Genomic DNA, 25,655 nt, shown 5'->3' with positions numbered 1-25,655 from the left:
CGCAGGTGCCGATCTTGGCTTCGTCATCGCGCATCACCATGCGCGTATTGTTTTTGTGATCCTCGGAGTTTCCGTCACGGCGCGCTGCCTCATCAGTGCAGACGGCTCCGAGAGCGAAGGAAATTCTTCATGACGACCCTGTCGGACATAACCTCCGTAAATGGCGTGTGCGATACCCATGTCCACGTCTTCGAGCCAGATCACTATCCCTATGCACAGGGCCGAGCCTACACGCCAGGTTACGCGAGGTGCGGCGATTTGGAAGGTTTGATGTCGTCCCTTGGCGTCAGAAGATGCGTGATCGTCCAGCCGAGCGTCTATGGCCGCGACAATGCGTGCCTGCTTGCCGCACTGAGGCATTTTGGTTCCGATCGCGCTCGCGGCGTGGCGGTGATTGACCACCACACCATCTCGACGGACGAGCTTATCGGACTTCGGGAGGCAGGCGTGCGGGCCGTCCGCGTGAACTTCGAGGCGACAAGGTCGGCAGTTCCGATTGATCGCATGTCCGTCATACGCGCCACCGCACGACGCGCCAAGGAGGCCCGCCTGGCCGTGCAGCTGTTCGTGGATACAGCGACTGCAGTTGATGCTGCCGGAGAGCTTGCGGAACAGGGTGTCACCCTGATCCTTGATCATTTCGCAGGGTTCAAATGCGGCATGGATATCAACAGCCCAATATTCACAAAACTTCTGAAGACCCTCGAAACAGGCAACGTTTGGGTCAAGCTCTCGGCGCCGTACCGCACGGGCAGCAATCTACCGACCTACGAGGATCTGCGCCCCGCTGCGCAAGCAATGATCGCCACAGCACCCGAACGAATGGTGTGGGCGTCGGACTGGCCCCACACAAGCGGCGGGCAGCGCGATGGCAAGGACCCAACGCGCATCGAGCCCTTCCGCGAGATCGATGATCGTTCAGACCTCGCAAGGCTTCAGCGTTGGGTTGGCAACGACGCTCGCTACCTAAAGATCGTCGCGGACAATGCCGCGCAACTCTTCGATTTTCCAAACACCTAATAACATCAGAACTTCCCGGGAGGACGCAATGACATATACCGCATCGACTGCCGAGCCTGCACCAACACCCACGCCCAGTGAAATAAAGCATCGCCCCAATACCTGGTCGAGATGGATGGATTTCGACCTCGGCATCATCCCTCTGCCGATCTATCTCTTGCTCGTTGCAGTTCTTGCCGCCTTTACCTATCTCGGCACGATCAAGAACGATATCGCTACCGTCATCGGGATCATGGCAGCGTTCGCTTTCACGCTAGGCGAACTTGGGAAGCGCCTGCCAATCATCCGCAACATTGGGGGTGCCGCCGTCGTCGTTACCTTCGTGCCGTCCTATCTTGCCTACCGAGGCTGGATCCCGTTGCAGATGACCACTGCGGTCGAGGGTTTCTTTAAATCGACCGGAATTCTCTACGTGTTCATCGCAGCGGTCATCGTCGGCTCCATTCTCAGCATGGAGAGGGCGACCCTGATCAAGGGCTTCATGAAGATTTTCGTGCCGCTGTTCGTAGGATCGCTTGTGGCCATGGTCGTCGGTGTCACAACCGGCACACTTCTTGGTCTGGGTACCTGGGATACATTCTTTTTTATCGTCGCACCCATCATGGCAGGCGGCGTTGGGGAGGGAGCCATTCCGTTGTCCGTCGGCTACCACGGCATTACCGGAATTGATCAGGGGGAAGTTCTCGCCCGTGTCATGCCTGCCATTCTCGTCGGCAATCTGACGGCAATCATTTGCGCTGGAGCTCTGAATTCACTTGGCCGCCGCTATACGAACCTTACTGGCAATGGCAAGCTGCAGCCCAATGGCGACGATGACATCGGTGTGGTCGAGACCGTTAAGCCGGATGGTAATGTTCAGAATATTGCGGCCGCTGGCATGGTGGCTGTCACACTCTATCTCGCGGGCATCCTTGCTCAACAGGTTCTGGCGTTTCCCGCACCGGTGGTAATGCTGGCGATAGCCGTCGCGCTGAAGCTTTTCCATGGCATTACGCCTCGCCTACAAGCAGGCTCCTATACGGTCTATCGCTTTTGCCTGACCGCCGTCGCGTATCCGATGTTGTTCGCCTTTGGCATCGTGTTGACACCCTGGGAAAAGCTTATCGAGGGCTTCGCGCCCGCAAACCTGATCACCATTGTTGCCACAGTGGTGGCGATGACAGCATCCGGTTTCTTCACGGCCCGCTTCGTAAACCTCTATCCTATCGAGGCTGCAATTGTCAGCAGCACGCATAGCGGGATGGGTGGAGCAGGAGACATCGCCATTCTCTCTGCTTCGAACCGCATGCAGTTAATGCCGTTCGCACAGATCGCCACGCGTATAGGCGGCGGCATCACCGTTGCTCTGACTCTAATTGCCATGGCCGCGTTGCTCTGAACTCTTATCGCTCTGGTTGGTAGCGCCACGGTCGCGTTGCCAACCGTGAGCCGATGAAAGGCCATTGGGTGCCCACGCCTGCGTTTTTTGGCAAGGGGGTCAAACCTAATCCCTTGTACGTGGAAGGAACGTATGGCCGCGCGTGGCTCCGATGTGCTAACAACATAGGATGATACTAAAGTCTGTCGGTTTATTCACGTCGATGGAAAAGGTGCGTCTTTGAATACTACCCCGCTTATCAACCAACTCGCTGTCCAGATTGTCGATTACGTTAGAACACAAGACAACCCGGTCGGGATGAGACTGATCGAGCGAAAGCTGGCAGAACAGCTCAAGGTCTCCCGTTCACCTGTGCGCAGTGCACTGAAGGTTTTGGAGGATCAGGGCTTTGTCCAAACAGCTCCTAACGGTGGTTTTCTTGTGTCTTGGAAGGGAGAACAGTTCGCTCTTCCGTCTCTGGACAGCCCGACCAGTGACGAAAACGAAATATACGCGAAGATTGCTGTCGATCGCCTCGAGGGCCGACTTCCGGATCGTGTCACTGAAAAAGAGCTGTGTCGCCTGTACGATATGACGAAGGCCGCTCTTGCAAAAGTCCTTCGCCGGATTCACAGCGAGGGCTGGATAGAGCGGCTCCCTGGCCATGGTTGGGAGTTCCTGCCGATGCTGACCTCCATGCAGTCCTACAAAGACAGCTATCGGTTCAGGCTCACCATCGAACCGGCGGCAATTCTTGAGCCAACGTTCAAGCTTGACAGGGAAGCTCTTGAATCCGTGCGTGACCAGCAGCAGCGTCTGATCGATGGCGAGATCTGGGAAATATCCAACCCCGACCTGTTCGACCTCAATAGTCATTTGCACGAGGCCATTGTCGAATGTAGCCGCAACGTGTTTTTTATCGAATCGCTGCGCAGGATTGATCGGATCCGACGGCTGATTGAATACAAACGTTCGCTTGACAGGAAATATGCGATCGTACGCTCTCGCGAGCATGTTCAACTGGTGACCTTGCTGCTTGAAGGCAAACGCCAAGCGGCGGCTGGCCTGATGACAGAGCATCTCTCATCAGTCAGCGTTATGAAAGTTGCCGATTAGCTCTTTCTGTGGTGGTTCCTTTTGCTGACGCTAACAGCGCTGTTTCACTCGCAGTGACCATCTAGAGCGCGTCCGCTGAACGCGGAATCGCGTTGAAGATTCCCTTGGCTGCTGTATTCTGGTTCTCTTGCCCCGACTGGTGATTTGGTCGGAGGCAATATGACCCGAGCGTTCAGCGATGATCTGCGTAGCCGCGTTCTGGCTGCTTCACGGGATGGCATGTCGGCACGATCAGCGGCGGCCCGATTTGGCATTGGGATTTCAACAGCCATCGCCTGGATTGCGAGTGCGCGGGCTGGTCGGTTGATCCCTGCTAAACAGGGCCGACGCGGTGGCTCGCGCCTCGATGCCCACGAGGACTTCATCGTCGGCATGATCGAAGAGGCAAAGGACATTACCCTCAACGAGATGGTCCTGCGATTGTATGAGGCGAGAGCCGTTTCCATTGGCCGTAGCGCGCTCGATGTCTGGCTGCGAAGGCGCGGCTGGACATTCAAAAAAAGACCGCACATGCACTGGAGCAGGAGCGTCCTGACCTCCTGAAACGTCGTCAGCATTGGTTCGACGGCCAACTCGATCTCGATCCGGCACGGCTCGTCTTCATCGATGAAACCGGCTTGAGCACGAAGATGTCTCGGCTTCGCGGACGGGCCCTTTGCGGAGATCGATGCCGCTCACCGGTCCCGCACGGCCATTGGAAGACAACGACGTTTACCGGCGCGCTCAGGCTATCCGGAATGACCGCACCCATGGTGTTGGACGGTGCGATGAACGGGGTAGCATTCCAGGCCTATGTCCAGCAGGTTCTCATTCCAACTTTGGCACCGGGCGACATCGTCATCATGGACAATCTGCCTGCACACAAAGCGCAAGGCGTGCGTCACGCAATCGAAGACGCCGGATGCCGGTTGCTTTACCTTCCTCCCTACAGCCCAGACTTCAACCCAATCGAGAAGGCATTCGCGAAGCTCAAGGCCGTCTTGCGCGCCAAAGCAGAGCGAACGATCGACGGCTTGTGGGATACCGTCGGCCACATCGTCACGCTGTTCGAACCACAGGAATGCGCCAACTACTTCAAATCGTGCGGCTATGACCCCGAGTAAAATGGACGTGCTCTAGTTCGCGCAACACCCTGCAGACTTCCGATAGACCACTGGGTTCGGTCAAAGGGTTAAAGAGACACTCGACGGCTGCCGCTAATGTTCCTATGATTGACTTCGCCTGGTGGCTGAAAGCCCCAAGACGAGCGGTTAGTACTTCTGCCCAAGTCGGAGGAATCGTGTCAGTTATTTCAAGGAACAATGTCACCGTGCGCGGTGAAGGGCGGCGCGCCATGGTGTTTGCGCACGGCTTCGGTTGCGACCAGAACATGTGGCGGCATGTCACGCCGGCCTTTGAACCGGACTACAAGGTCGTCCTCTTCGACCATGTCGGCTGCGGCAAGTCCGACCTCAGCGCCTATGACCATGCCAAATATTCCAGTCTTGCGGGCTACGCCGCCGATATCGTCGAGATTGGTCAGGCTCTGGAAATTACACGTGGGATATTCGTCGCACATTCCGTCAGCGCCATGATCGGCATTCTGGCCTCTATCAATGCGCCTGACCTGTTCAGCGACCTTGTCCTGATCGGGCCATCACCCCGATACATCAACGACGAAGGGTATGAGGGGGGCTTTACGCGCGAACAGATCGAGGAACTGCTGGAATTCCTGGACGATAATCACATGGGGTGGTCCGCCGCGATGGGTCCGGTGATCATGGGCAACCCCGATCGCCCTGAGCTCAGCGAGGAGCTTGTGAACAGTTTTTGCCGTACTGATCCGGATATTGCCAAGGCGTTCGCGCGCGTCACCTTTCTGTCGGACAATCGGGCGGATCTTCCGCGTTGCCAGGCACGTGCGCTTGTGATCCAATGCAAGCAGGATGTCATCGCCCAGCAGGGGGTGGGGGAATATGTCCGGGATCACTTGCCACGGGGGGAGATGGTCGTCATCGATGCAACAGGGCATTGCCCGAACCTGAGCGCGCCGGACCAGGTCATCTCCGCGATCAAAGCCTTTGTGTAAGGCGGAGGCTCAAACAGGACTGGAGGGCATCATGGAGGATCTGGACGACCTCTACGAGAACGCCCCATGCGGCTACCTCTCTCTAGCCGCTGATGGCGTCATCGTCAAAGCCAATCGCACCCTTGCCGGTTGGCTTGGCATGCAGAGCTTCGACCTCCTTGGCGAGAGGTTCTACGATCTGCTCAACGCCCCAGGGAAGATTTTCTACGAAACACACTTTGCTCCCCTGTTGCGAATGCAGGGATACTTCAACGAAGTCGCTTTGGATCTCATCGGCCCGGACGGACGAAAGCTCCCCGTATTGGCGAATGCAGCCGAACGCCGTTCGAGCGACGGGGGCGTGCAGTTTACCCGCATAACCCTGTTTCAGGCGGCGGATCGGCGCCGATATGAACGCGACCTGGTGGATGCGAAGAACGCCGCCGATCGAGCCCGCCGAGAGCTCGAGGAACTGAACAGAACCCTGGAAGAACGTATTGATGCAGGCATTGCCGAGCGGCTCCAGCTTGAGCAGGGCCTGCTTGCAGAAAAGGAGGTGGCGCGCCTGAGGGAGCAGTTCGTGGCGATCCTAGGCCATGACCTTCGTAATCCGCTGGCTTCGATTACAGGCGGACTTAACATCCTTTCGAGGGAGCCTCAGTCCGACAAGGCCCGGCGCGTCCTGACGATGATGAGCAAAAGCACCGAGCGCATGTCCGGCCTGGTCCAGGACATGCTAGACTTGGCGCGCTGCAGAGCTGGCCAAGGCATTGCCATCGACCCGAAGCCAACCGACCTGCGCATCGTCCTTGAGCAGGTTGTCCAGGAATTACAGACCGCGCATCCCGGGCGAGACATCCATAGCTCGCTTGATATTGCGGGGTATGTGCCTTGCGACGGCGGCCGGGTCGCCCAATTGGTTTCTAACCTGCTCGGTAACGCGTTGGCGCATGGGGCCCCAGACAAGCCGGTGAAGGTCGTCGCGGCAGCGGGCGTGAAAGAAGTCGTGATAACGGTTGCGAATGAGGGCAAGCCGATCCCCGAGCACATAAAGAGCCACCTGTTCGAGCCTTTTTTCCGGGCCACAAGCTCTGCGGAAAAACAAGGGCTTGGTCTCGGTCTTTTCATTTCCAGTGAGATTGCTCGAAGCCATGGCGGCAGCTTCGAGGTGCACTCCGACGACAACCAGACAGCATTCCTGTTCCGGATGCCGGTCTAGAGCATATCCTGTTCAATCCGGGTCATAGCCTGCAGCCCTGAAGTAGTTTGCGCATTCCTCCGATGTGAATCGGGGGATCAATGTGCCGACGGCATCCCATAGGGCGCCGATTTTCCGCTCCGCCCGAGCCCGTAGCATAGCTTTCAATTTCGAGAATGCGTTTTCGATGGGATTAAAGTCGGGACTATAGGGTGGCAGGAACATGAGTTTGGCACCGGCGCGCTCGATGGCGTCGCGCACCCCGGCTGCTTTGTGGGCCGGCAGGTTGTCCATAACGACGACGTCACCGGTCTGAAGGGTCGGCGAGAGCACTTGCTCGACATAGGCCAGGAAGACATTGCCGTTCATCGCTCCATCGTAAACGAAGGGTGCGGTCATGCCTGTGAGGCGGAGCGCGCCGGTGAATGTCGTTGTTTTCCAGTAGCCATGCGGCACGCCAACTCGGCAACGCTGACCTCGAATGGCGCGCCCTCGCAGGCGCGCCATCTTCGTCGAGAGACCGGTCTCGTCTATAAAGATCAGCTTCTCCGGATCGAGGTCGAGCTGCCCTTCAAACCAGGCTCGCCGGCGCTTCAGGACGTCCGGCCGGTCGTCAATCATGGCGACCACAAACGTCTCATGTGCATCAAGGATCGATGGCCGTCGCCAGCCTTGTGGCCGGGACGCAGGTTCACCGTCACTCGCTCGTGCGATCCACCGGATCGCCGTCGAAATCCCAACCCCGAACCGCGCCGCAGACTGGCGCGCAGACATGCCCGCCGCAGACGCTTTTAACAGGCGTAGTCGAAGATCATCGCTCAGTGCTCGTCCCATCATCCACCTCTTTCGCAGTGGATGTTGAATCAGCTTCCGATCGCCCTGTCACTTCACAATCGATTCATCGATCACAGGATCTGCTCTAGCGCCGTCAAGCAGTGGCATCGTGCACGGCCCAGTGAAGGCAAAAGCGGTTACGAGATCGGCCCTGAAAAGATGAACCTGCCCCGATGTGATGGCGTCCCAACGCCTCATGCGAAGGATACCTGTGTCGTTCTTGCCGGAAAATTCCAGCTCCCGCTGGCCCAAAAACGGGGGGGCACTTCACATTGATATGACGGACTCTACCAAAATCTGGAGGAAGTTCAGGGTCTCAGGTCATTCTCGACAGCACAATGAGCCAACCCAGAATTGTTGATCGCTCGTGGCGCCGAGGGTCGATGGTATGTGCAGGCCGCTTATGAACTGGCATCGAACCTTGAATTGAGTCCGCAGCCCGGCCCTCGCGTCGCGGAAGAAGGCATCCCAAAGCAGGATCGTTCCATTCTTGTCGAAAGCGGCAAGTGCGGTGGGCTCGTCAACGAGCACAACATCAGACGGAGCCTATCTTTTTCTCTACTTACCCGAGTTCCTCGGCAAGGCCGATGAGAAGAGCCTCGGGTCCGCGGATGTAGCAGAGCTTGTAGACGTCTTCATATCGGACGACATCGCCGACAAGCTGGGCGCCGCGCCCGCGCAATCTCTCAACGGTGTCTTCGACGTCATCGACAGTGAACATCGCTCGCAGATAACCGAGGGCGTTCACCGGAGCGTTCCGATGATCCGCGACGATTTCAGGTCTGAGGAAGCGTGAAAGCTCCAGCCGGCTGTGGCCGTCGGGCGTGCACATCATGGCGATCTCGACATGCTGGTCGCCCAGACCGGTGACACGACCGGCCCATTCGTCCTCGATCGTCGCGAGGCCTTCGAGTTCGAGGCCTAGCTCCTGAAAAAAGTCTATGGCCACTCCAAGGTCTTCGACGACGATCCCGATGTTGTCCATTCGCTTGACCGCCATGTCAGCCTCCTGCGGTTTTCGCTCCCATTCTCTTCCCCAGGACGTAGATGAACCATCGGTCCCGACATCGCTATCGAAATCTTTAGGGAAAATGATCGAATGGCGTCACCCTCATCAGCCTTCGTGCTGTTATTGGTGACGTTTGAAGAATATGGTCGTCGCTGCGCCAGCTGGCTTGACCGTTCGGCGTCCAAAGAATGCTCTGTTTGAAGGGGCGTAAATGTCTATTTCCGATGACCAGCAACGCGAGGACCCGGCGAAGCGCCCTCAGCGACAGTTAGAGGCTAATATAGAAGCTGCGCAGGCGGGACATATTGCTGCAGCTTTTCTTGCGGCGATCGTCGAGTCCTCCGACGATGCGATCGTCAGCAAGACTCTCAACGGCATCATCACGACCTGGAATAAAGGCGCCGAGCGTCTTTTCGGCTATGCGGCAGAGGAGGCTATCGGAAAGCCGATCACGATTGTCATTCCACCCGATCGCCTCGACGAGGAACCGGCCATACTCGCCCGCATCCAGGCCGGCGAGCGCGTCGATCATTTCGAGACAATACGACGACGTAAAGACGGAAGCTTGATTGATATCTCTCTCACCATCTCGCCTATTCGGGACGGTAACGGAAAGATCATCGGTGCATCGAAGATCGCCCGTGACATCTCGGAGCGCAAGCGAGCCGCGGAGCATCAGGAACTTTTGCTTCGGGAAATGCATCATCGGGTAAAAAACCTGTTCGCTATCACCGGCAGCATCATCACCCTTGCGGCAAGGACGGCAACGACGACTGCTGAACTGGCCGCCGGGATGAAGGACAGATTGGTGGCCCTGTCCCGGGCGCATGAGATGACATTGCCAAGCCCGAACGGTGAGGCCGCGACCGGCGCACCACAGACCACGCTGTTCCGGCTTCTGTCGAATATTCTCGCGCCCTATGAGCGGGACGGTGCCAATCGTTGGGAGCTGGCCGGAGATGATATCGAGGTTAGCGGCAACAAGATCACAGATTTCGCGCTGCTGTTCCATGAGTTCGCAACCAACGCCGCGAAATACGGTGCGCTGTCCGTCGAAGAGGGAAAGCTGGATATCGTAGTGACGGTGAAACGCGAAATCCTGGAGATCGTCTGGCTCGAGAGCAGCGGTCCCCAACTCGTTATGTCGGAGCCACGTTCGATCGGTTTCGGAAGCCGGCTAGAGCAGATAATCGGAAAGAGCCTAGGGGTCGATATCTCGCGCGAATGGATGCCGAACGGACTGGCGATCCGACTGTCGGTCCCTCGCGGCGCTATTAGCGGTTGAAACGAGGCAGCGCAACCAGTTGTGCCTTAACCGGCCGGACCGAGTTGCCTGGCGTTGGCGCCGATCGACGCGTTGGTGGACCGTTCCAGCCGGCCTGATAGGGTTCTCACGTGGATTTCCATCGAACCGCGCCCGACCTTTGGCGCCAACAGGTGACCGCCGACCACTGCGAACGAAGAGTTCGCCGACTTCGAAATCGAAGAAGCCGAAGGTTATATGACCTGCAACCGTGCGCGCTCATTCATTGAGCTTCCCACGCGACGATCTCAAGGAGCGACGCATTGGTACCTGTGAAGAAGCGATGAATGCTCGCGATGGCAAATGGCTGGAGGATGCCGGCCTGGTGCTGGTGCGTCGGCGGCGGGGTTCTGCTAAAGGTGTCATGTTTACTAACATCGAGGATGAGCCCGGCCATGCGAACCTGGTGGTCTGGGTGGTTTTCGAGAAGTATCGCCGCGTCGTACCAGGCGCGAGCATGAACGGTGTCTATGGCAAGATCCAGCGAGAAGGCGAGGTGGTCCGCCTCGTCGTCCACAGGCTGACCGACTTTTCGGGCGAGCTTGCTGGTGTGGGGTCGCGGGAAGGGGGCCTTCCGCTCCCGCACGGACGCGGCGACGAGTTTCATCTTGGTTCGCCGCAGGCAAGGCTTTTTGGTCGAGTTCATGCCGCTGACCAGCGATGACAGCTTTCAGCTTCAACGTTGCAGTTCAGACATCAGCCGTACATGACGAAAGCAGAGGTAAACGAGCCGGGCCCTTGCTGTGATGCACACGGGGCTCGGTCGCGTCGACTTTTGTGCCTCGGCGACGCGCACCGGCAGGCTCAAGGCTGCGCGAGCCGTCCAGCCGCATAATCGCGCGCGAGCGCGATAAAGGCTTGGAAGGCCGCCGAGGAATTGCGGCGATTAGAATAATAGAGGCACAGCGGCACGAGCGGTGGCGTCCAGTCTTCGAGAATGCGCAGGAGCCGTCCCGCTGCGATGTCTTCGCGCACATTGGTTTCCATGAAATAGCCGATCCCCACGCCGTTCGTCACCGCAATCCGCGCCAGGGATGCTTCGTCAAGAGTGATCGGCCCCTCGACGTCGAGCTGCAGTTCTTCACCATCCTTCTCGAACCGCCATCGGAACAGTGCACCATTGGGAAGTCGCACGCGAACGCAAGGGTAAGAGAGCAGATCCTGCGGCACTTGGGGGATAGCCCTGTTTGCGAAAAAGGCGGGAGATGCGGCAACCGCCATGCGTCGCATCTTGCCCAGCGGTATGGCGATCGCGTCGCTGGGCACCAGATCCGCGCTGCGCACTCCCATATCAAAACCCGCTGCCACGACGTCTACAAGCCGCCCCTCGGTGACGATGTCGATATGAACCTGCGGATAGAGCTTCAGATAGCTCAGGACCAGCGGCGCCATGATCTCACGCGCGGCCGTCGCAAAGGCATTGATGCGCAAGATGCCGGACGGCGTCTCCTGTTGGGAACGCGCCGTATTCATCGCTTTTTGGATGCCCTCGAGCGCTGGTTTGATCTGTGCGACGAAGATCCGCCCCGCATAGGTGAGCGAGACGCTGCGTGTGGTGCGATTGAATAACCGCACGTCGAGCTCACGCTCGAGCTTGCCCACCGCACTGCTGATGGCCGTGGTCGACATTCCGAGATCGAGCGCCGCCGCTCGAAACGAGCCGCACCGAACGATCGCGAGAACCGCTTCAAGTTCGATTAGCGAATGGCGAGTCATTGTCCCGATTTCCAGAATACGTCATGCCAATTTATCTTGCTTATCAGGGGAAATGTCCATCGCTAACTTAGCTTCATCACTATCGAGGAGATGAACATGACAATGAACCTACCCAAGCCAATCACCGACTATGTCGGGGCAAACGCTCGTCTCGATATCGACGGCATGATGAAGCCCTTCCTGGATGACGCCGTCTTTATCGACAACGGCAAGCGTTACGAAGGACTGGCCGAGATCCGCAAGCTACTCAAGGACGAAGTGATCGCGGTAAAGGCGATCTTCACGCCCGATACTGTTCGGGAAGAAGACGGCGATGTCGTGCTTGAAGGTCCCGCTCATGGCGACTTCCCGGGCAGCCCGATCCGCTTTACCTATCGTGTAACGCTGGCGAACGACGCCATCAAGAGCCTGGAGACCACGGTATGAGCATCCCGGCAGATCCCAAAGAGTTCGCCGGCAAGCGCGTGCTCGTCAGCGGCGGCACCAAGGGTCTGGGCCGCGCCACGGTCGAGCGCTTTCTCGCCGGTGGAGCCCGTGTTATCACGGCCGCCCGCGCGCTCAAGGGCCCTGTCGAGGGCGTTGAATATGTCCAGGCAGACCTGACCACCGCTGAGGGCAGCGAAGCGGTAGCTAAGGCGGCGCTGGAGCGGCTCGGCGGAATCGACATTCTCGCTCATGTCATCGGCGGTTCATCTTCGCCCGCAGGTGGCTTCGCTGCGCTGACTGATGACCACTGGCTTGCCGAGCTAAACCTCAATCTCCTGGCAGCAGTTCGGCTTGATCGCCTGATCATCCCGCAGATGCTTGAGCGGGGCAAGGGCGTTGTGGTGCACATCACGTCCATCCAATCCGTGCTGCCGTTGCCAGAGTCCACGACCGGCTATGCCGCTGCCAAAGCCGCGCTGAGGACTTATAGCAAGTCCATCTCTAAGGAACTCGGTCCCAAAGGTGTGCGAGTCAATACCGTGTCGCCCGGCTGGATCATGACGGAGGCCGCTGGAGACTTCGTCGAAATGCTTCGGGCTGCCAGTGGCGGTACGACAGAAGAGGCGCGTCAGTCAGTGCTCGATGCGCTGGGCGGAATTTCCATCGGGCGGGGCGCGGAGCCCGAAGAGGTGGCCGACCTTATCGCCTATCTCGCTGCCGATCTCGCTGCCGCGATCCATGGTGCCGAGTTCGTGATTGATGGAGGTACTATCCGCACCGTCTGAGGCTGCCTTACGGCGCTAGCACTGGCTTCGTCAGCAGAAATGCGCGCCCTTGATGCAAGGGCGCGCATGGAAGTTTCTCAAGCACATCTTGCGCAGATTGGGACGACAAACCGGCGAAAGCCAGCTAATTCCACTTCATCTTTCCTCGGGCAATACTCATGATGCACCACGGCTGACGTTGCAGAGCTTGCCAAGCATCACATCAGTGATCGCAGTTCCTCCGCGTCTGCCAACTACTCGTCAACGCGATAATTGATCCGCCTGTAAACGGGCGTGAAACCAGCTCGGATGCAGTTCGAATAGGATGGGCTGTCATCCTCTGCTCCGGCCAAAGGTTGACCAGTTTCGGCGGTGATCACGTTAATTCCCAGAGCTTGCACGTGAGCAATGCGTGCTCTTAGCAATGCTGACTGTGCACCTTTTTTTCGGAATTCGGCGCACGTGGCACCGATGCCAAGCCATGCCTTGCCATCGTTGCAGTAAGCTGCGCCGCTTGCGATAGGTTCGCCGTCCCAATATGCGAGGAACGCTGCCCAGTTTTTGCGACCGACAATCGAAGAGAACCAGCCTACAGTCGATTCGGGCAAGCCGAAGGCTGTTTGTACGACTCGGCCGAAAACGTCCGCATCATTGATAGACACCCTCACAACCGAGAGTGCGGAAGGAAAGTTCGCCGCGCTCGGCGAGTTCGTAAGACGGAGCTTGGACCATCCGTTTCCACGCTGCTTGTATCCGCGTAACGCGAGATCATCTCGGAGGCTCTGAGTACTCGCCTTTTCGGGTACCTGAATAAAGCAATTTGATTTCAGTTCCCGTGTCCAAGCTACGGCACGCTCAAGTTCCGTTAAGGACCGAACACCAACGATCCGGCAAAACTCCGCAGATGGTAGCCGCTCGTGTACAAGGGCAACTCCGTTTTCGTACCGCCGAGAATGCAATCCATTCTCGACCGCATATTCTTTGGGAGCTGCCGCGTACAAATCGTGCCAGGCATCTACTTCAATGCTTTCCAGATCTTCATGGAAAAGTTCAGTGTTTGACATGTTATTCTCCAATTGGGGTGCCTGCGATATCTATCGAAGCGTCATGGACAGGCGCGACCGAAAACGCCGACGCTACCGTTCCGGCTGAACCCGCGTTGACATAAGGGCTGGCAAGAATGCCGGCTTCTCAACCTGATAATCACGCACTCGCCACTTGCCGTGGATCAAGGTCCCAGGCTAGGTCTGCCAGTCCATCCGGGCCTTTCATCGCCCAGTTGACGATCTCATGCGCATCCAGTCCCAGATGCTCCATTGCTTCGTTGAACTCATTCACATCCTTGCGATTCAACCCTGCGATATGTGCTGCGTTTTCGCGCGTGATTTGCTTGCCGACGGCCTGTGCCATGAAGCTGCCGCCGCTGCTGGTTGCCAGCGCGTCTTGAAGCGAAACAAGGTCAAGCCCGGCCTGAGCAGCCAATCCGAAGACCTCGACGAGATTACGCAGGTTGCTGACTGTCAGCGCATTGTTCAAGAGCTTGGTCATTTGCCTGGCACCAGCCTTTCCCATCAGACGGATTGCCTTGCTGTGGCAGGCGATAATAGCTTCGCAGTTGGCGAGTGTTTCCGCATCACCACCGACGAAGCATGTCAGCGATCGCGCCACGGCGCCCGGTCGCCCGCCGCTGACCGGAGCGTCTAAGAAGGCAAGGTCCATGCTGGTCAGCTTTCCCGAAATCGCAACGGCCCTTTGCGGATCGCCGGTAGCGTGGTTGATCACGACGGCGCCTCTGCGCAGAGCCGTTGCCAAACCATCCTCCCACAAAAGGGTCTCTAGCTCGGAATCTCCAGGCAAGCAAAGGCACAGCACCTCCACATCCTGGGCGACGGCCTTGGCCGTTTCCATGATCGTCGCTCCGGTTGTCTCGAAGGGCTTTACGGCTTCTGCACGCCTCGCCCAGATGAACAGGTCATGTCGCTCCATAAGGGCTTCGGCCATGGGCGCACCTTGATCGCCAAGGCCAATGAAACCCACCTTCAGACGGGTCATTGCGCTACACCGATCAGGCCCGAGGCGAGATCCCACATTCGCGTCGCATTTTCGGGGTCGAGTGCATAGCGAGCCACCGTCTCCATAGGCTGATCGCCGCGGGCATCCACCGGCGTTGCTTCGGTACAATTGTCGAAGTAGCGCCCCGTAACTCCATGGAGAATCGGGGATGCAGCCAAAAGAACCGAGTTTGCCGCGCCCTGCTGAGGTGTTTTCCGGAACTGCTCGGGTGTCCTCAATCCGCCTGTGTGCCGCTGAAGATTTGTTGCGATTGCGCCGGGGTTGAGCGCGTTCGACATAATACCATCGCCGCGCCATTTTTCGGCGATGCCGACCGACAACAAGATGCAGGCAGTCTTCGACTGGCCGTAGGCGACGATCGGATTGTAGGGTGTGAATCGAAAGTCGAAGTCGTCCCATAAGATCGGGCTCCAGAGACTTCCCGTCGAAGAAACCGATACAACCCGTGAGCCCTGCGCAGCCCTGAGCCACGAATGCAGCCCGAGCGTCAAGGCAAAATGTCCGAGGTAATTGGTCGCAAACTGCATCTCACGCCCTTCGGGTGTCCGTTCCAGTTCGGGAAGAGCCATGATGCCGGCATTGTTGATCAGGGCATGCAGCGGTCGGTCCCACTCTTTTGAGAAGCGGCGCACGGACGCAAGATCCGCGACATCCAGACTGCGAACCTCAATATTTGCGTTACCCGTTGCCTCTCGTAGGTCTGCAGCGACTTTTTCCGCAGCATCCGGACGCCGCGCCGCAATCGTCACCGCCGCACCGGCGATGGCCAAAGCACGTACGGTCTCGACGCCGATCCCACTAGCTCCGCCCGTGACGATCATCGTCTTGCCGCGAAGATCGACGTCTTCGAGTACCTCTGCTGCCGTCGAGGAGAAGCCAAATTTCGTTTCGAAAAGTGTCATCACTGTCATCCTATTTTTGCTTCAATGAATGTAGCGGAACATCATTGTTTCGGTTAGACACACAGAATGGCACGCAGTGATGAGATTTTTCGCACAGTCGCACAACTCCCTCCGGGAGAGATTTCTGCGTTTCTGGCAGTGGTGGAACATGGCGGTTTCCGTCCCGCAGCACGGGCAATCGGCAACAGCCCATCCGCTCTCAGTCATGCGGTTGCAGGACTTGAAGCGCGTTTGAAGGTTCAGTTGATCGTCCGTACGACGCGCAATGTGTCGCTGACAGAGGCGGGCGAACGGTTTGCAGAGGCCTTACGACCGGCGCTTCAACAACTTGGCGCTGCGCTGGGTGCCTTAGAAGATTACAGCGACCAACCGAGAGGCACGATCCGTATCAATGCATCGGCCGGCGCAGTCAGCCTCGTGCTGGAGACGTTAATCCTAGGTTTCCTGCGGCAGTATCCCGACATGCAACTGGATGTTCGCTCCGATGATGCTTTGCTGGATCTTGGAAGCGCTGGTTTTGATTGTGGACTACGCTTGATGGACCTCGTGCCGGAGGAGATGGTAGCGATCCCGGTTGGAGGTCAGCAACAACACGTCGTGGTGGCGGCACCCACCTACTTGCAAACCAGACCGCCCCTCCAGACACCTGCCGACCTGGCAGGGCATAACTGTATCCAGCTGCGCTTAGGCAAAGCTGGCCGATACCGGTGGGAGTTCGTTCGGCACGGTGTCGCCTTCAGCCAAGAGACGGAGGGGCAGCTGATTGTGGATGATGGCCGCCTCGTGCCTGCCGCGGCGCTGGCAGGGTTTGGTGTTGGATATGTTTTGCTCTCCACAGTAGAAGAAGATCTTGCCGCAGGCAGGCTTGTCCAATGTCTGAAGGACTGGACACCGCCCTACCCAGGTATGGCCCTTTACTACGCACGGAACCGACACATGAGCGCAGGCATGCGGGCGTTTGTGGCATTTGTCCGCGCGCTGCGATAATGCTGCGCGCGGACTATACGCCACTGTACGCTTGGATCAGACCGTAAATCCTTCGATGAACATGGAACGATAGTCAGCCCCAAGATGGCGGTGCTTTAATGCTTCCTGATAAGCGGGGCCGTCATGGTGGCTATCGTCTCGTCCGCCATCGCCACCGTTTTGGCGAGATCGTCAAGTTGGGTATTGAACCTCTCTGTCCTGTAACGGAGGACTTCAACGATCAGACCGTTCTTGCCGAAAAAGGGCCGATACATCGTCATTTTCGCCACATCGGCGTCAGCGATACGCCAGCTGCAGCCGTCGACAGGCTCATCAATGTAGCCATCAACAAACGATCCGCGCCCGGGCGCAAAAAGGCGTTCCATGTCGCGTGAAGGACGGCCGCAAAAAGCGAAAGCGCGATGACAGTCGCGGTCATCGCCCTTTGCCCGGCTTGCCGAGGATGCTTGTTGCTGCGCGGCGGGCGTTGCGCATGGCACCATAGACGCTAGCAGAGGGCAAAAGGCGCTGTCGTCGATCTATCGTACGAGCCGAGCGAGGGCGGCCTTGTTTGTTCGCTTGGCTACCCTAGGCATCTCGCGATCAAAGAGCGGACTGCAGTTCAATGGCGCCGATGCAGATAACTAATACGGGCCTCGCTACCGCGCGCAGCGCGCCAGACAGTGGACCACTCATTCCGGCAATTAGACCGCGTTCAGCGTGGTCGGCACGCCGCGATTGAGAGAATTTGCTATCGTGCAGATCGACCATGCTTGATCGATCATCGTCTTAGGGTCGGATCCATCCAATGTCGTGCATCTCACGGATAGGACGGCGTTGGTGGCGACGAGAGGCGCGCCGTGCAGCTCCAGCTTTACCGTTACAGCTATTTCTCCGATCTTGATCCCGAGATCATGGGCCACATATCGAAGGTCGTTACAATAACAACCTCCTATTGCCAAAGCGAGCAACTGCCCGCCGTTGAAACCCAGCCCCATTCCGCCGGCCTTGCCTTCCGACCTGTCAACCACGACGGTATGGCCGCCAGCCCAGCCAATCGCAGCTTCAGTACCTGCTACATTGCGCAATTCCACGATCGACTGAACCATTTCTTCCTCCGTCAGTAAGATGTACATCGCACGCTCCCGGCGCATGCGGATCATGTCAACGGAAAAATGAAATCCTTCCCAGCGGGGCTCAATCAGCCAACGGGGTCTTCCACCCCAAAGGCCAGCCTGAAACCGCTTCTGCCCGCAGGTGTCATCTCCAGCGCCCGCGTTCCGGAGTGACGCCGGACCCAGCCCTCCTTCAATGCATAGGCGAGGATCGCGGCTCCCGAACGCCGGCCAGATGGAGGCGGCGCTCGCTCCAATCCAGACACGCACGACAGATGGGCCGAGCGCTTCGTGTATCGAGCACAGAGGATGCCGAGGTGTTGCATCTGTGCCCGACCTCTTTCGGTGAGGGCCGCAGCATCGCCCGCGATTTCAACCGCGCCACTGGTGTGCAGGGCACCAGCGATACTGACACCGAGCGCGCCTGCTAGATGATCGTAGCAGGTGCGTGCCTCGCGCAGGGCTGTATCTTTTGGACCGACACGACGTGGGGGGCGAGCCAGTGTGGCGCCGCCCGCGATCTTCATGACGCTTTCGATCATCTGCGCGACCTCAGGGTTGGCGAGACGGTGGCAGCGGTGGCGGCCCTGCTTTTCGACGGCGATCAACCCGACGGTGCTCAACCGAGCGAGGTGACCGCTGGCTGTCTGAGGCGTGATTGCGGCGACGTCGGCCAGTTCCGTTGCGGTCAAGGCACGCCCATCCATCAACGCGGCCAGCATGGCGCCGCGCGGTGGCTCTCCGATAGCGGCAGCAACCTCGGCAATGCGGTTCGATGTGGCCATCTCGGCTCCTTTGACTGATGGCACCCTGCCACAGAAAATCCAAAGAATGCTTCGGCCGTCACCGAAGCATTTGCTCTACGATAAGGTCCATACCGGTTGGTCATCAACGAGAGGTTCCCATGTCCCAGCCCTCATCCACCGTCGGCCCGTTTATTTGGCTGGCATGTCGTCGCCATTGGTCTGGCCGGTTATGCCTTTGCACCCGCGGCTTTCGGGTTGCTGCGTGGACGTGATGTAGTTGATGCGCTGGGGTCGGCACCGATTTTCCTTTGCGCAGCCGTGATACAACTCGCTGCGATCGGATGCATAATTGCGGGGCGGCAACAAAACCGTGGGAAAGGGCATTCAGGGTAAGCTCGTCGCTGTTTGATGAGCGACTATCGAATGTCGCGAGCATCGGGGGAACGCCAGCATTAGAGCCTACCACGCTACGACGGCAGAGCCGTCTAAACATGAACTCTCAGCGCCAACTCCCACTCGGGAGCCACCCCGTTGGCGCAGTTGAACAGAGCAGGTTGTCCAACCGAGGGGAGACGAATGGGCATGCTTCTGGCACATTCGATCATTCTCGCTCCAAGCCTCGGGGCGCAAGGCGGTGATGCAGGCAGTGTGCATGCCCTTCGCGGAACGCGGGAGGCAATCTTGTTCTACCAGATTTACCTTACGCGCGTCGCAGATCGAGAATCTCCGTGTCAGCTTGTCGCGACCTTTCTTGACGAGAATTGCCTCGCACAGCTGCCGTTCGAACGATGGTGCAAATATCTCGAGCGGTCTTCGAGAACTCGAGCGACGCGTTAGCGGGAAATTTAATCCAATTATTAAACATTAGTTTCTAAGTTGCAGAGACAATGTTGCTAACTGCGATTTTGCGATAAATGGACGAAATGTCATTCGTTCGGAAACGCCCTCGGTAGAATGATTTTGCCTCCCGGTACAGTAATCACGTTGTCCGCTTAGGAGACAGATTCATGAATTTCTTCAATAACCTGAGAATACTCCCCAAAATTGCTGTAGCCTTGACGATCATTATCGTCATCGCGCTGGCCGTCACGATCATGGGGGCTCGGTCGCTCTCGAAACAACAACAGACGGGCGGCATGACGGAGCATACCTACCAGGTAATCGGGTCCCTGAATAATGTCGTTCTCGCGATGACGGGACAGGAGTCGGGACTTCGTGGCTATTTGCTGACGCAAACCGACCGTTTTATTGCCTCTCAGAATGCCGCCGCTGCTGCATATCAGGCAAATTTGGCGCAGGTGAGGAGCCTGACGTCTGACAATCCTGCGCAGCAGAAGAGGCTCGATGAACTCGATGCGTTTGTGAAGGGCTGGATTGAGAACGTTCAAAAGCCGAGAATGACATTGATGTCCAATCCCGCGACCGCAGACAAGGCTATGGAGCATGTCCGGTCCAGCGCGGGGAAGGAATACATGGAGGGCGTGCAGTCCAAGGCCAAAGACATGATCGAGGTCGAACAAACATTGCTCGTGCAACGCACAGCGCTCGCGCAAGCCGCGGTTGAGACATCGCGCATGGTGAGCTTGATCGGCGGGATTTCCCTGCTCGTCGTCGCAGGCTTTAGCCTCCTTCTCCTCCACCGTGCTCTTGTTAGGCCTTTGATAGGCATCAACGGCGCAATGTCCGAGTTAGCTTCTGGAAAAACTGACCTGGAAGTTCCGGGCAACGGACGCAAGGACGAGGTTGGAGAAATGGCAAGCGCCGTTGAGGTTTTTCGCCAAGCTGCCCTTTCGAAGATCGAACTTGAGCGTGAAGCAAATGCTCAGCGCGATATGACAGAAGAAGAACGTCGCCGTAGGGCGGACGCTGAACGCTTGAAGGCTGAGGAAATGGCGCAGGCGACAGCCGGGCTGGGCGAGGGCCTAAAGCATCTGGCAAGCGGCGATCTGACCTTCCAGCTCTCCGACCCCTTCGCAGCCGATTTCGAGGTGCTCCGCGCAGACTTCAATGCTGCGGTCGGCCAACTTTCGGAAACGCTGCGTGCCGTATCAGATGCAACCAACGGCATCGACACCGGCAGCCGTGAGGTCAGCGCTAGTGCTGACGATCTATCCAAACGGACCGAACGGCAGGCGGCTTCGCTCGAAGAGACGGCTGCCGCTCTCGACCAGATCACTGTCAACGTTGCCAACTCCTCCAAGCGCGCTGATGAGGCTCGCAAGGTGGCGGTTCTTGCCAATGAAAGCGCTGCGCAGTCCGGCAAGGTGGTCGCTGACGCCGTTGATGCCATGCAGAAGATTGAGCAGTCCTCCGACGAAATCTCCAATATTATCGGCGTAATCGACGAAATTGCCTTCCAGACCAACCTTCTGGCGTTGAATGCTGGCGTCGAGGCGGCGCGTGCTGGCGATGCCGGCAAGGGTTTTGCCGTCGTTGCACAAGAAGTCCGTGAGCTTGCCCAGCGTTCGGCAAAGGCCGCCAAGGAGATCAAGGACCTGATCCGCAACTCCTCCGTCGAGGTCCAGAGCGGCGTCAAACTGGTGAGTGACACCGGCGCAGCACTGAAAACGATCGAGAGTTATATCGTCACCGTCAATCAGCATATGGACTCGATTGCGACATCGGCAAAGGAACAGTCGGTCGGACTGGCCGAGGTAAACACTGCCGTCAACCAGATGGATCAGGTGACCCAGCAGAACGCGGCCATGGTCGAGGAAACCAGTGCGGCGGGGGCGGCCCTTGCCAACGAGAGCGGCAAACTGCGCGAGTTGATCTCCCAGTTCCAACTGGGTGGCGCGCTTCGCCACACCGCATCCATCATGGCGGCAGGTCCCGCCCATCGTCCTGTCGTCTCACCGGTCAGAAAGCTGGCGGGCAAAGTTGCAAAAGCCTTCTCCGGTAATGCCGCCGTCAAGGAAACCTGGGAGGACTTCTGATGCATTCTAAAATGGCTCAAGACAGGCTTTCTTTTGCGAGTGGAGCGAGCACAAGCCCTTGGAAGGCGCAGGCCCTGCATCTGCCGACTGATCCCGTGATAGACTGAAGGCGGCACAAGGCTTCGTCATGATGCCCGTGTCAAAAAAGAGCGGGATTTCCTGCAGTTTGCCGAAGATATCGAAGAGCTTAAGGCGCTACGCGACAAGCGCACTATTTCCCTCAATGAACAGGAGCGTCGCAAGGAAATGGCCGCACAGGCCAAGCGTAGCAAGGTGCGCGAGCAGACGGGCGGCGCGATGGTCGGCCGTGATGATGACGGCTTACAAGCAAATGAGCGTAGCTTAACCGATGACATTGCCATCGAGAACGCTCGTAAGAACTCAAAGGACGTCTTGCGGCAAGAAGCGGCGGCCATCGTCGCCGATATGGCGGATTTGCAAAACGGCGCCGAGACGCCCGTTGCCGGCCCGTCAAAAAGCGCCATGCGAGACTGATCTCTTCCCGTACGGCAGAAGCCAGTATCGGCAAGGGCATGATGTTTATCACGAGACGAAACGGTACCTGCGAATATCGTTGTGTGGCCCACCCTGCTCGAGAAACGCCAACGCGTCGTGCTTCGATCCTGGATGATGGCCATCAATGGCAGGATCCGGCGAGAAGGGGTGGTCGTCTATCTTGTCACCCAGCAGCTATTCGATCTCTGGTGACCTCAGCGGCGTTGCCGATCGGGACACTGACTTCAGGCTGCCGACGGGGGGAGGCGATGAATTTTCCTATGCAGGCGGCGGTCCGGATTCACGCGACAGGCCGACGCCCGTTGTCCCACGAGACATGTTCACGCCATTATGCCGAGTTCGGCACAAAGGAGTTTATCCCGAGCCGGAGACTATGCCGAGCCCGTTCCCTAAAGCCCGAGATTTCAGGTGAAGCCGCCTGGCAAGCTCGGCATATTTCAGACCACTTGAAGGTAAGCCGCGACCCATTGCAGCCATCTTTTATGATCAATACTGTCTCGATCGAGCCGTCTGGTGAAGGAGCGATCGATGTCTGAAGCACCCTGGTTGGCAAAGGCGAAGCGTCTCCAAGCGATAGCTTCGACCGGGCTTTCGTTCTGCAAAGATGAGTTTGATCGTGAACGCTACGAGGAAATCGCAGCAATAGCGAACGCCATGTTGGCTGATCTCGCCGATGTTCCGGTGGAACGCATTCGCGACTTGGTCTCTGACTTTGCCAAAGGGTATGCCACGCCTAAAATCGACGTTCGCGCAGCTCTGATCGAAAATGGCAAAATACTGCTTGTGCGCGAGAGATCCGACGGTCTGTGGACGCTTCCGGGAGGCTTTGCAGACGTAGGGCTTTCGGCCTCCGAGAATGTAGTAAAGGAGGTACGGGAAGAAGCTGGTATCGCCGTTTCGGTGTGTCAACTCTACAGCGTTCGCCACAAGGCCAAGAGCAGTTATGAGCCAGATGCGCGGGACTTTTACAAGATGTTCTTCCTTTGCCGCCGAACGGGTGAACTGACGCTGACAAGCGGGCTGGAAACCAGCGAAGTTTGTTTCTTCGAACGCGGCCGACTTCCACCATTATCGCGAAGCCGCTCCATTGAGCGCGACGTCGAGCTCGCCTTCGAATTCAAAGACGGTCGCCAAACGATAGCCGTTATTGATTGAACATATTTACAATGTTCCGATGAACATTTCCGGCGCAAGGATACTACCATCAAGCATTTAGAGAACGGGTCTGCTGGCGCCGCAGGATAGCCTGCGGCAGCCCATCGCGGTAAATCTGGTTCGTTAGCATATCTTTGGTGACAAACATCACTCGCTTTGACCGCTCATCGACTATGATCGCGGTGACATTTTCTTTCTTGGGTGTTCGCCTCCCGCTCGGCCTGTTCTTGGGTCTATGCTTCATCACGGTTCAAACCGTCTTTCTATTTTCGTACTCAGGGAAATAGGTCTCGGACCGGCACGAAGACGTCACCGGTTTCCACTGCCCGCCGTGCCTTGCGCACAATGACGCGGTCGAGCGGCAGTCCCTGGCTGAGGGTTTGATGAAGGTCGAAGCCGTCCATGCAAATGATACTTGAACGCCCCTGATGCCCACTTTGCCTCGACCAGATATGTATCGTTGTCGAGCTCAAAGCTTCCATCAATCTGTTCCCCTTCGCGCGGGCGAAAAGATCCACGTGGGGCAAGACCATAGCTTTGAAACAGATCCGTCAAGAAACTCTCGAAGGCAAAGCCGCGCGCCTGGGGGGCGAGGCCCGCGAGATCCAGCAGGCGACCAGCTAAAGCGGCCAGTGCGGCTGGTTCAGGCGTAGCGGACAAGGACGCGGCAAGCCCGCCGGACGGTACGGCGATTGATGGGCCGGCGAGGGTCGCGAGAAAGTCAGGATCCAGCAGGTCGGTAATCTTGAAGCCAACACTCGGCAGCAAGTTGTTTAGCAGGTCTATTTCAGCTCGGGTTAGCGGCTCCCGCTTCCCCCGCTAGGTCATCGACTGTTTCACCACCCCAAGGATCAGCACGCAAAACAAGCCACGCTTCCGCTCCAAGGTAAGGGTTAGTAACCGGGTGACAGCGGGAAGCTTGCTGCTGCCTGGCCAGAACTCGGCCAAGCCAACCTTTTGCGCAGCGAGAGGAAACGCGGTTGCGTTGTTCCCGCTCCCTGGGAGAAAGTCGTAGAGTAGGCTTGCCAGCGCGGCTACGGCGCTTGCTTCTTTCATGCTAAGGGACATTGCGGACCGAAGCTCGTTACTACTCAGGCGAGAGTACAGTTCCGGCACAGAGGCGCAACTGATCCTTCTGGAAAAAAGCGGCATCTGAGGAGTTTTTCACCGATAGCCGCGCTCTCACAGAGGGCACGATCTTACATTCTGCGGCCACATCGATTCAGGATTCCTGAAAGCGCATATCGAGATCGGTCACCAGCACTCTTTGAACCGCACCGGGTTTGCCGGAGGCTCCAACTTCTGAGAGAGTGGAGCCGATATGAGCAAGACAACGAACAAGTTTTCACCCGAAGTCCGCCAACGCGCCATCCGTATGGTGCTGGATCACGAGGCAGAGCACCCGTCGCGGTGGGCAGCCGTTTCATCTATTGCGGGCAAGATCGGTTGCTCGCCAGCCACTCTGCATGAATGGGTGAAGAAGACCGAGGTCGACAGCGGCAAACGAGCAGGCTTGCCGAGCGACGCGGCCGAGAAGATGAAGGCTCTTGAGCGGGAGAACCGCGAGCTTCGTCAGGCCAACGAGATTTTGCGCAAGGCGTCTGCTTATTTCGCGATGGCGGCGCTCGACCGCCCCTTCAAACGATGATCTCGTTCATTGACGAACACCGTGGCGTGTTCGGGGTCGAGCCGATCTTCAAGCTTTTGCCGATTGCCCCATCAACCTACTACGAGTACGTCGCCAAGCGCCTGGATGTGGACCGCCTGTCGGTTCGCGCCCGCAGCGATATCGGCCTGAAGATCGAGATACGCCGGGTGTTCAATGAGAACTTCCAGGTCTACGGCGTGCGTAAAGTCTGGCGGCAATTGCAGCGAGAAGGCTACGACATCGCCCGCTGCACGGTCGCTCGGCTTATGAGGTCGATGAGCCTACAGGGGATCATTCGAGGAAAGCCGGTCCGCACGACATTCTCGGACAAGGCAGCCCCGAGCCCGCTTGACCGGGTAAACCGCCAGTTCAAAGCCCCAGCACCAAACAGGCTGTGGGTGTCGGACTTCACCTATGGTGCGCCTCGCCCCAAACGGGGAGGCATATGACTGGAATGCAAAGAGAAAGGAGGATGTGAAGACTTGCCTGCCCCCTGCTGCGAGGGGGCATGAGCCCAAGCGGCGGTGACCTGCCGTCAACTGGCAGGGTGACGTAGCCCGCAGGTAAAGGGGATTGAGGCGAAGCCGTTACGCCAAGATGGTTCCCGAGGCTGAAGTATTGGAAGGTTGAGGAACACGAACCGGTTAACCCGCATCTGAGGGCTGAAATGTCGCCTCCGCCTACACGGCTTAACAGGTGGAATGCTGATGAATCTGCCGGACACGTAAGTCGGCGGCATCCGAATACGGGCGTATATGTAGGTCGCCCGCATGGGGTCATGGAGAGAATGCAGCCAGACCATGACATC

General features: G+C 57.8%; 21 protein-coding genes, 5 pseudogenes and 1 other annotated feature. Of the genes and pseudogenes, 17 read left to right on the top strand and 9 right to left on the bottom strand.

Features of this window, described 5'->3' with window-relative positions; genetic code table 11:
• Nucleotides 1-129: 129 nt before the first annotated feature.
• The 6 genes from FB593_RS25040 (at nt 130) to FB593_RS25015 (ending at nt 6,759) form a co-directional block, all read left to right on the top strand.
• A complete protein-coding gene (locus FB593_RS25040) occupies nt 130-1,020 on the top strand; it encodes an amidohydrolase family protein (protein ID WP_145167214.1) in 891 nt (296 codons plus the stop codon).
• A gap of 28 nt (nt 1,021-1,048) precedes the next feature.
• Nucleotides 1,049-2,398, top strand: coding sequence for a 2-hydroxycarboxylate transporter family protein (locus FB593_RS25035; protein ID WP_186447971.1), 1,350 nt, complete (start codon nt 1,049-1,051; stop codon nt 2,396-2,398).
• Between the two features lie 219 nt (nt 2,399-2,617).
• Nucleotides 2,618-3,493, top strand: a complete 876-nt coding sequence (locus FB593_RS25030; RefSeq protein ID WP_145167213.1) for a GntR family transcriptional regulator — start codon at nt 2,618-2,620, stop codon at nt 3,491-3,493.
• 159 nt (nt 3,494-3,652) lie between these two features.
• A protein-coding gene (locus FB593_RS25025; RefSeq protein ID WP_321186324.1) for an IS630 family transposase occupies nt 3,653-4,596 on the top strand; the annotation gives its coding sequence in 2 pieces (ribosomal slippage) (nt 3,653-3,989 and nt 3,989-4,596; 945 coding nt in all).
• Between the two features lie 176 nt (nt 4,597-4,772).
• Nucleotides 4,773-5,561 carry an alpha/beta fold hydrolase gene (locus FB593_RS25020; RefSeq protein ID WP_145167237.1) on the top strand — a complete coding sequence of 263 codons (789 nt, stop codon included), beginning with the start codon at nt 4,773-4,775 and terminating at the stop codon, nt 5,559-5,561.
• A gap of 31 nt (nt 5,562-5,592) precedes the next feature.
• Nucleotides 5,593-6,759, top strand: a complete 1,167-nt coding sequence (locus FB593_RS25015; RefSeq protein WP_145167212.1) for a PAS domain-containing sensor histidine kinase — start codon at nt 5,593-5,595, stop codon at nt 6,757-6,759.
• Between the two features lie 12 nt (nt 6,760-6,771).
• On the opposite strand, the gene FB593_RS25010 is transcribed toward FB593_RS25015, so the two are convergent.
• Both FB593_RS25010 and FB593_RS25005 read right to left on the bottom strand, forming a co-directional pair.
• Entirely contained in the window at nt 6,772-7,572 is an 801-nt protein-coding gene (locus tag FB593_RS25010) for an IS630 family transposase (RefSeq protein WP_145167236.1), read from the bottom strand.
• A 562-nt stretch (nt 7,573-8,134) separates the two neighbouring features.
• Entirely contained in the window at nt 8,135-8,572 is a 438-nt protein-coding gene (locus FB593_RS25005) for a VOC family protein (protein WP_145167211.1), read from the bottom strand.
• Nucleotides 8,573-8,792: 220 nt separating this feature from the next.
• Here FB593_RS25005 and FB593_RS25000 point away from each other — a divergent pair, with 220 nt between their 5' ends.
• Nucleotides 8,793-9,866 carry a PAS domain S-box protein gene (locus tag FB593_RS25000; protein WP_145167210.1) on the top strand — a complete coding sequence of 358 codons (1,074 nt, stop codon included), beginning with the start codon at nt 8,793-8,795 and terminating at the stop codon, nt 9,864-9,866.
• A 226-nt stretch (nt 9,867-10,092) separates the two neighbouring features.
• A pseudogene (locus FB593_RS27960) lies at nt 10,093-10,503 on the top strand (DNA-binding protein); the annotation flags it as partial.
• A gap of 185 nt (nt 10,504-10,688) precedes the next feature.
• Here the strand turns inward: FB593_RS27960 and FB593_RS24985 are convergent.
• Nucleotides 10,689-11,600: a LysR family transcriptional regulator gene (locus FB593_RS24985; protein WP_145167209.1), complete on the bottom strand. Its 912-nt coding sequence runs from the start codon at nt 11,598-11,600 to the stop codon at nt 10,689-10,691.
• A gap of 96 nt (nt 11,601-11,696) precedes the next feature.
• Here FB593_RS24985 and FB593_RS24980 point away from each other — a divergent pair, with 96 nt between their 5' ends.
• Nucleotides 11,697-12,026: a nuclear transport factor 2 family protein gene (locus FB593_RS24980; RefSeq protein WP_145167208.1), complete on the top strand. Its 330-nt coding sequence runs from the start codon at nt 11,697-11,699 to the stop codon at nt 12,024-12,026.
• A complete protein-coding gene (locus FB593_RS24975; RefSeq protein WP_145167207.1) occupies nt 12,023-12,811 on the top strand; it encodes an SDR family oxidoreductase in 789 nt (262 codons plus the stop codon). The genes FB593_RS24980 and FB593_RS24975 overlap by 4 nt, the downstream gene beginning before the upstream one ends.
• A 233-nt stretch (nt 12,812-13,044) precedes the next feature.
• Here FB593_RS24975 and FB593_RS24970 read toward each other — a convergent pair whose 3' ends face one another.
• The 3 genes from FB593_RS24970 to FB593_RS24960 all read right to left on the bottom strand — a co-directional run bounded on the left by FB593_RS24970 (nt 13,045) and on the right by FB593_RS24960 (nt 15,684).
• Entirely contained in the window at nt 13,045-13,854 is an 810-nt protein-coding gene (locus tag FB593_RS24970; RefSeq protein WP_145167206.1) for a GNAT family N-acetyltransferase, read from the bottom strand.
• Nucleotides 13,855-13,993: 139 nt separating this feature from the next.
• Entirely contained in the window at nt 13,994-14,842 is an 849-nt protein-coding gene (locus tag FB593_RS24965; RefSeq protein ID WP_145167205.1) for an NAD(P)-dependent oxidoreductase, read from the bottom strand.
• Complete coding sequence (locus FB593_RS24960) at nt 14,839-15,684, bottom strand: SDR family NAD(P)-dependent oxidoreductase (protein WP_145167235.1); 846 nt, start codon at nt 15,682-15,684, stop codon at nt 14,839-14,841. Before FB593_RS24960 ends, FB593_RS24965 begins: the two co-directional genes overlap by 4 nt.
• A gap of 147 nt (nt 15,685-15,831) precedes the next feature.
• Between FB593_RS24960 and FB593_RS24955 the strand changes: the two genes are divergently transcribed.
• Nucleotides 15,832-16,752 (top strand): LysR family transcriptional regulator, encoded by a 921-nt coding sequence (locus FB593_RS24955; RefSeq protein WP_145167204.1) that lies wholly within the window; start codon nt 15,832-15,834, stop codon nt 16,750-16,752.
• Between the two features lie 98 nt (nt 16,753-16,850).
• Nucleotides 16,851-17,126, top strand: coding sequence for a hypothetical protein (locus FB593_RS27640; protein WP_186447969.1), 276 nt, complete (start codon nt 16,851-16,853; stop codon nt 17,124-17,126).
• A gap of 309 nt (nt 17,127-17,435) precedes the next feature.
• Here FB593_RS27640 and FB593_RS24940 read toward each other — a convergent pair whose 3' ends face one another.
• Nucleotides 17,436-17,840: an OsmC family protein gene (locus tag FB593_RS24940; protein ID WP_145167234.1), complete on the bottom strand. Its 405-nt coding sequence runs from the start codon at nt 17,838-17,840 to the stop codon at nt 17,436-17,438.
• Nucleotides 17,841-17,932: 92 nt separating this feature from the next.
• Nucleotides 17,933-18,631 (bottom strand): annotated as a pseudogene (locus FB593_RS24935) (ArsR/SmtB family transcription factor).
• A gap of 968 nt (nt 18,632-19,599) precedes the next feature.
• On the opposite strand from FB593_RS24935, the gene FB593_RS24930 reads away from it, so the two are divergent.
• From FB593_RS24930 to FB593_RS24915, 4 genes and pseudogenes are all read left to right on the top strand, one after another.
• Nucleotides 19,600-21,528, top strand: a complete 1,929-nt coding sequence (locus FB593_RS24930) for a methyl-accepting chemotaxis protein (RefSeq protein ID WP_145167203.1) — start codon at nt 19,600-19,602, stop codon at nt 21,526-21,528.
• Nucleotides 21,529-21,660: 132 nt separating this feature from the next.
• A pseudogene (locus tag FB593_RS24925) lies at nt 21,661-22,023 on the top strand (carboxy terminal-processing peptidase); the annotation flags it as partial.
• A 9-nt stretch (nt 22,024-22,032) separates the two neighbouring features.
• Nucleotides 22,033-22,456: pseudogene (gene dnaE2, locus FB593_RS27955) on the top strand (error-prone DNA polymerase); the annotation flags it as partial.
• A gap of 116 nt (nt 22,457-22,572) precedes the next feature.
• Nucleotides 22,573-23,199 (top strand): NUDIX hydrolase, encoded by a 627-nt coding sequence (locus FB593_RS24915; RefSeq protein ID WP_145167201.1) that lies wholly within the window; start codon nt 22,573-22,575, stop codon nt 23,197-23,199.
• 309 nt (nt 23,200-23,508) lie between these two features.
• Here FB593_RS24915 and FB593_RS27740 read toward each other — a convergent pair whose 3' ends face one another.
• The gene (locus FB593_RS27740) at nt 23,509-23,967 is read right to left on the bottom strand and encodes a hypothetical protein (RefSeq protein ID WP_321186323.1); all 459 of its coding nucleotides are present in this window, start codon (nt 23,965-23,967) and stop codon (nt 23,509-23,511) included.
• A gap of 553 nt (nt 23,968-24,520) precedes the next feature.
• Here FB593_RS27740 and FB593_RS24905 point away from each other — a divergent pair.
• A pseudogene (locus FB593_RS24905) lies at nt 24,521-25,269 on the top strand (IS3 family transposase); the annotation flags it as partial.
• Nucleotides 24,802-24,918 (top strand) — a sequence feature (AL1L pseudoknot). It overlaps the preceding pseudogene by 117 nt.
• Nucleotides 25,270-25,655 lie beyond the last annotated feature (386 nt).

Source organism: Rhizobium sp. SJZ105, from assembly GCF_007828365.1.
Lineage (GTDB): Bacteria > Pseudomonadota > Alphaproteobacteria > Rhizobiales > Rhizobiaceae > Agrobacterium > Agrobacterium tumefaciens.
This window is presented reverse-complemented; position numbering and strand designations above follow the sequence as displayed.

What these genes read in the sequence shown, in the direction of transcription:
- FB593_RS24955 (WP_145167204.1), top strand. Translation starts at nt 15,832, where the DNA reads ATGGCACGCAGTGATGAGATTTTTCGCACAGTCGCACAACTCCCTCCG.
- FB593_RS25010 (WP_145167236.1), bottom strand. Translation starts at nt 7,572, where the DNA reads ATGGGACGAGCACTGAGCGATGATCTTCGACTACGCCTGTTAAAAGCG.
- FB593_RS25035 (WP_186447971.1), top strand. Translation starts at nt 1,049, where the DNA reads ATGACATATACCGCATCGACTGCCGAGCCTGCACCAACACCCACGCCC.
- FB593_RS24980 (WP_145167208.1), top strand. Translation starts at nt 11,697, where the DNA reads ATGACAATGAACCTACCCAAGCCAATCACCGACTATGTCGGGGCAAAC.
- FB593_RS24960 (WP_145167235.1), bottom strand. Translation starts at nt 15,684, where the DNA reads ATGATCGTCACGGGCGGAGCTAGTGGGATCGGCGTCGAGACCGTACGT.
- FB593_RS24930 (WP_145167203.1), top strand. Translation starts at nt 19,600, where the DNA reads ATGAATTTCTTCAATAACCTGAGAATACTCCCCAAAATTGCTGTAGCC.
- FB593_RS24940 (WP_145167234.1), bottom strand. Translation starts at nt 17,840, where the DNA reads ATGGTTCAGTCGATCGTGGAATTGCGCAATGTAGCAGGTACTGAAGCT.
- FB593_RS25015 (WP_145167212.1), top strand. Translation starts at nt 5,593, where the DNA reads ATGGAGGATCTGGACGACCTCTACGAGAACGCCCCATGCGGCTACCTC.
- FB593_RS24985 (WP_145167209.1), bottom strand. Translation starts at nt 11,600, where the DNA reads ATGACTCGCCATTCGCTAATCGAACTTGAAGCGGTTCTCGCGATCGTT.
- FB593_RS24965 (WP_145167205.1), bottom strand. Translation starts at nt 14,842, where the DNA reads ATGACCCGTCTGAAGGTGGGTTTCATTGGCCTTGGCGATCAAGGTGCG.
- FB593_RS25000 (WP_145167210.1), top strand. Translation starts at nt 8,793, where the DNA reads ATGTCTATTTCCGATGACCAGCAACGCGAGGACCCGGCGAAGCGCCCT.
- FB593_RS24975 (WP_145167207.1), top strand. Translation starts at nt 12,023, where the DNA reads ATGAGCATCCCGGCAGATCCCAAAGAGTTCGCCGGCAAGCGCGTGCTC.
- FB593_RS27640 (WP_186447969.1), top strand. Translation starts at nt 16,851, where the DNA reads ATGCTTCCTGATAAGCGGGGCCGTCATGGTGGCTATCGTCTCGTCCGC.
- FB593_RS25005 (WP_145167211.1), bottom strand. Translation starts at nt 8,572, where the DNA reads ATGGCGGTCAAGCGAATGGACAACATCGGGATCGTCGTCGAAGACCTT.
- FB593_RS25040 (WP_145167214.1), top strand. Translation starts at nt 130, where the DNA reads ATGACGACCCTGTCGGACATAACCTCCGTAAATGGCGTGTGCGATACC.
- FB593_RS24915 (WP_145167201.1), top strand. Translation starts at nt 22,573, where the DNA reads ATGTCTGAAGCACCCTGGTTGGCAAAGGCGAAGCGTCTCCAAGCGATA.
- FB593_RS24970 (WP_145167206.1), bottom strand. Translation starts at nt 13,854, where the DNA reads ATGTCAAACACTGAACTTTTCCATGAAGATCTGGAAAGCATTGAAGTA.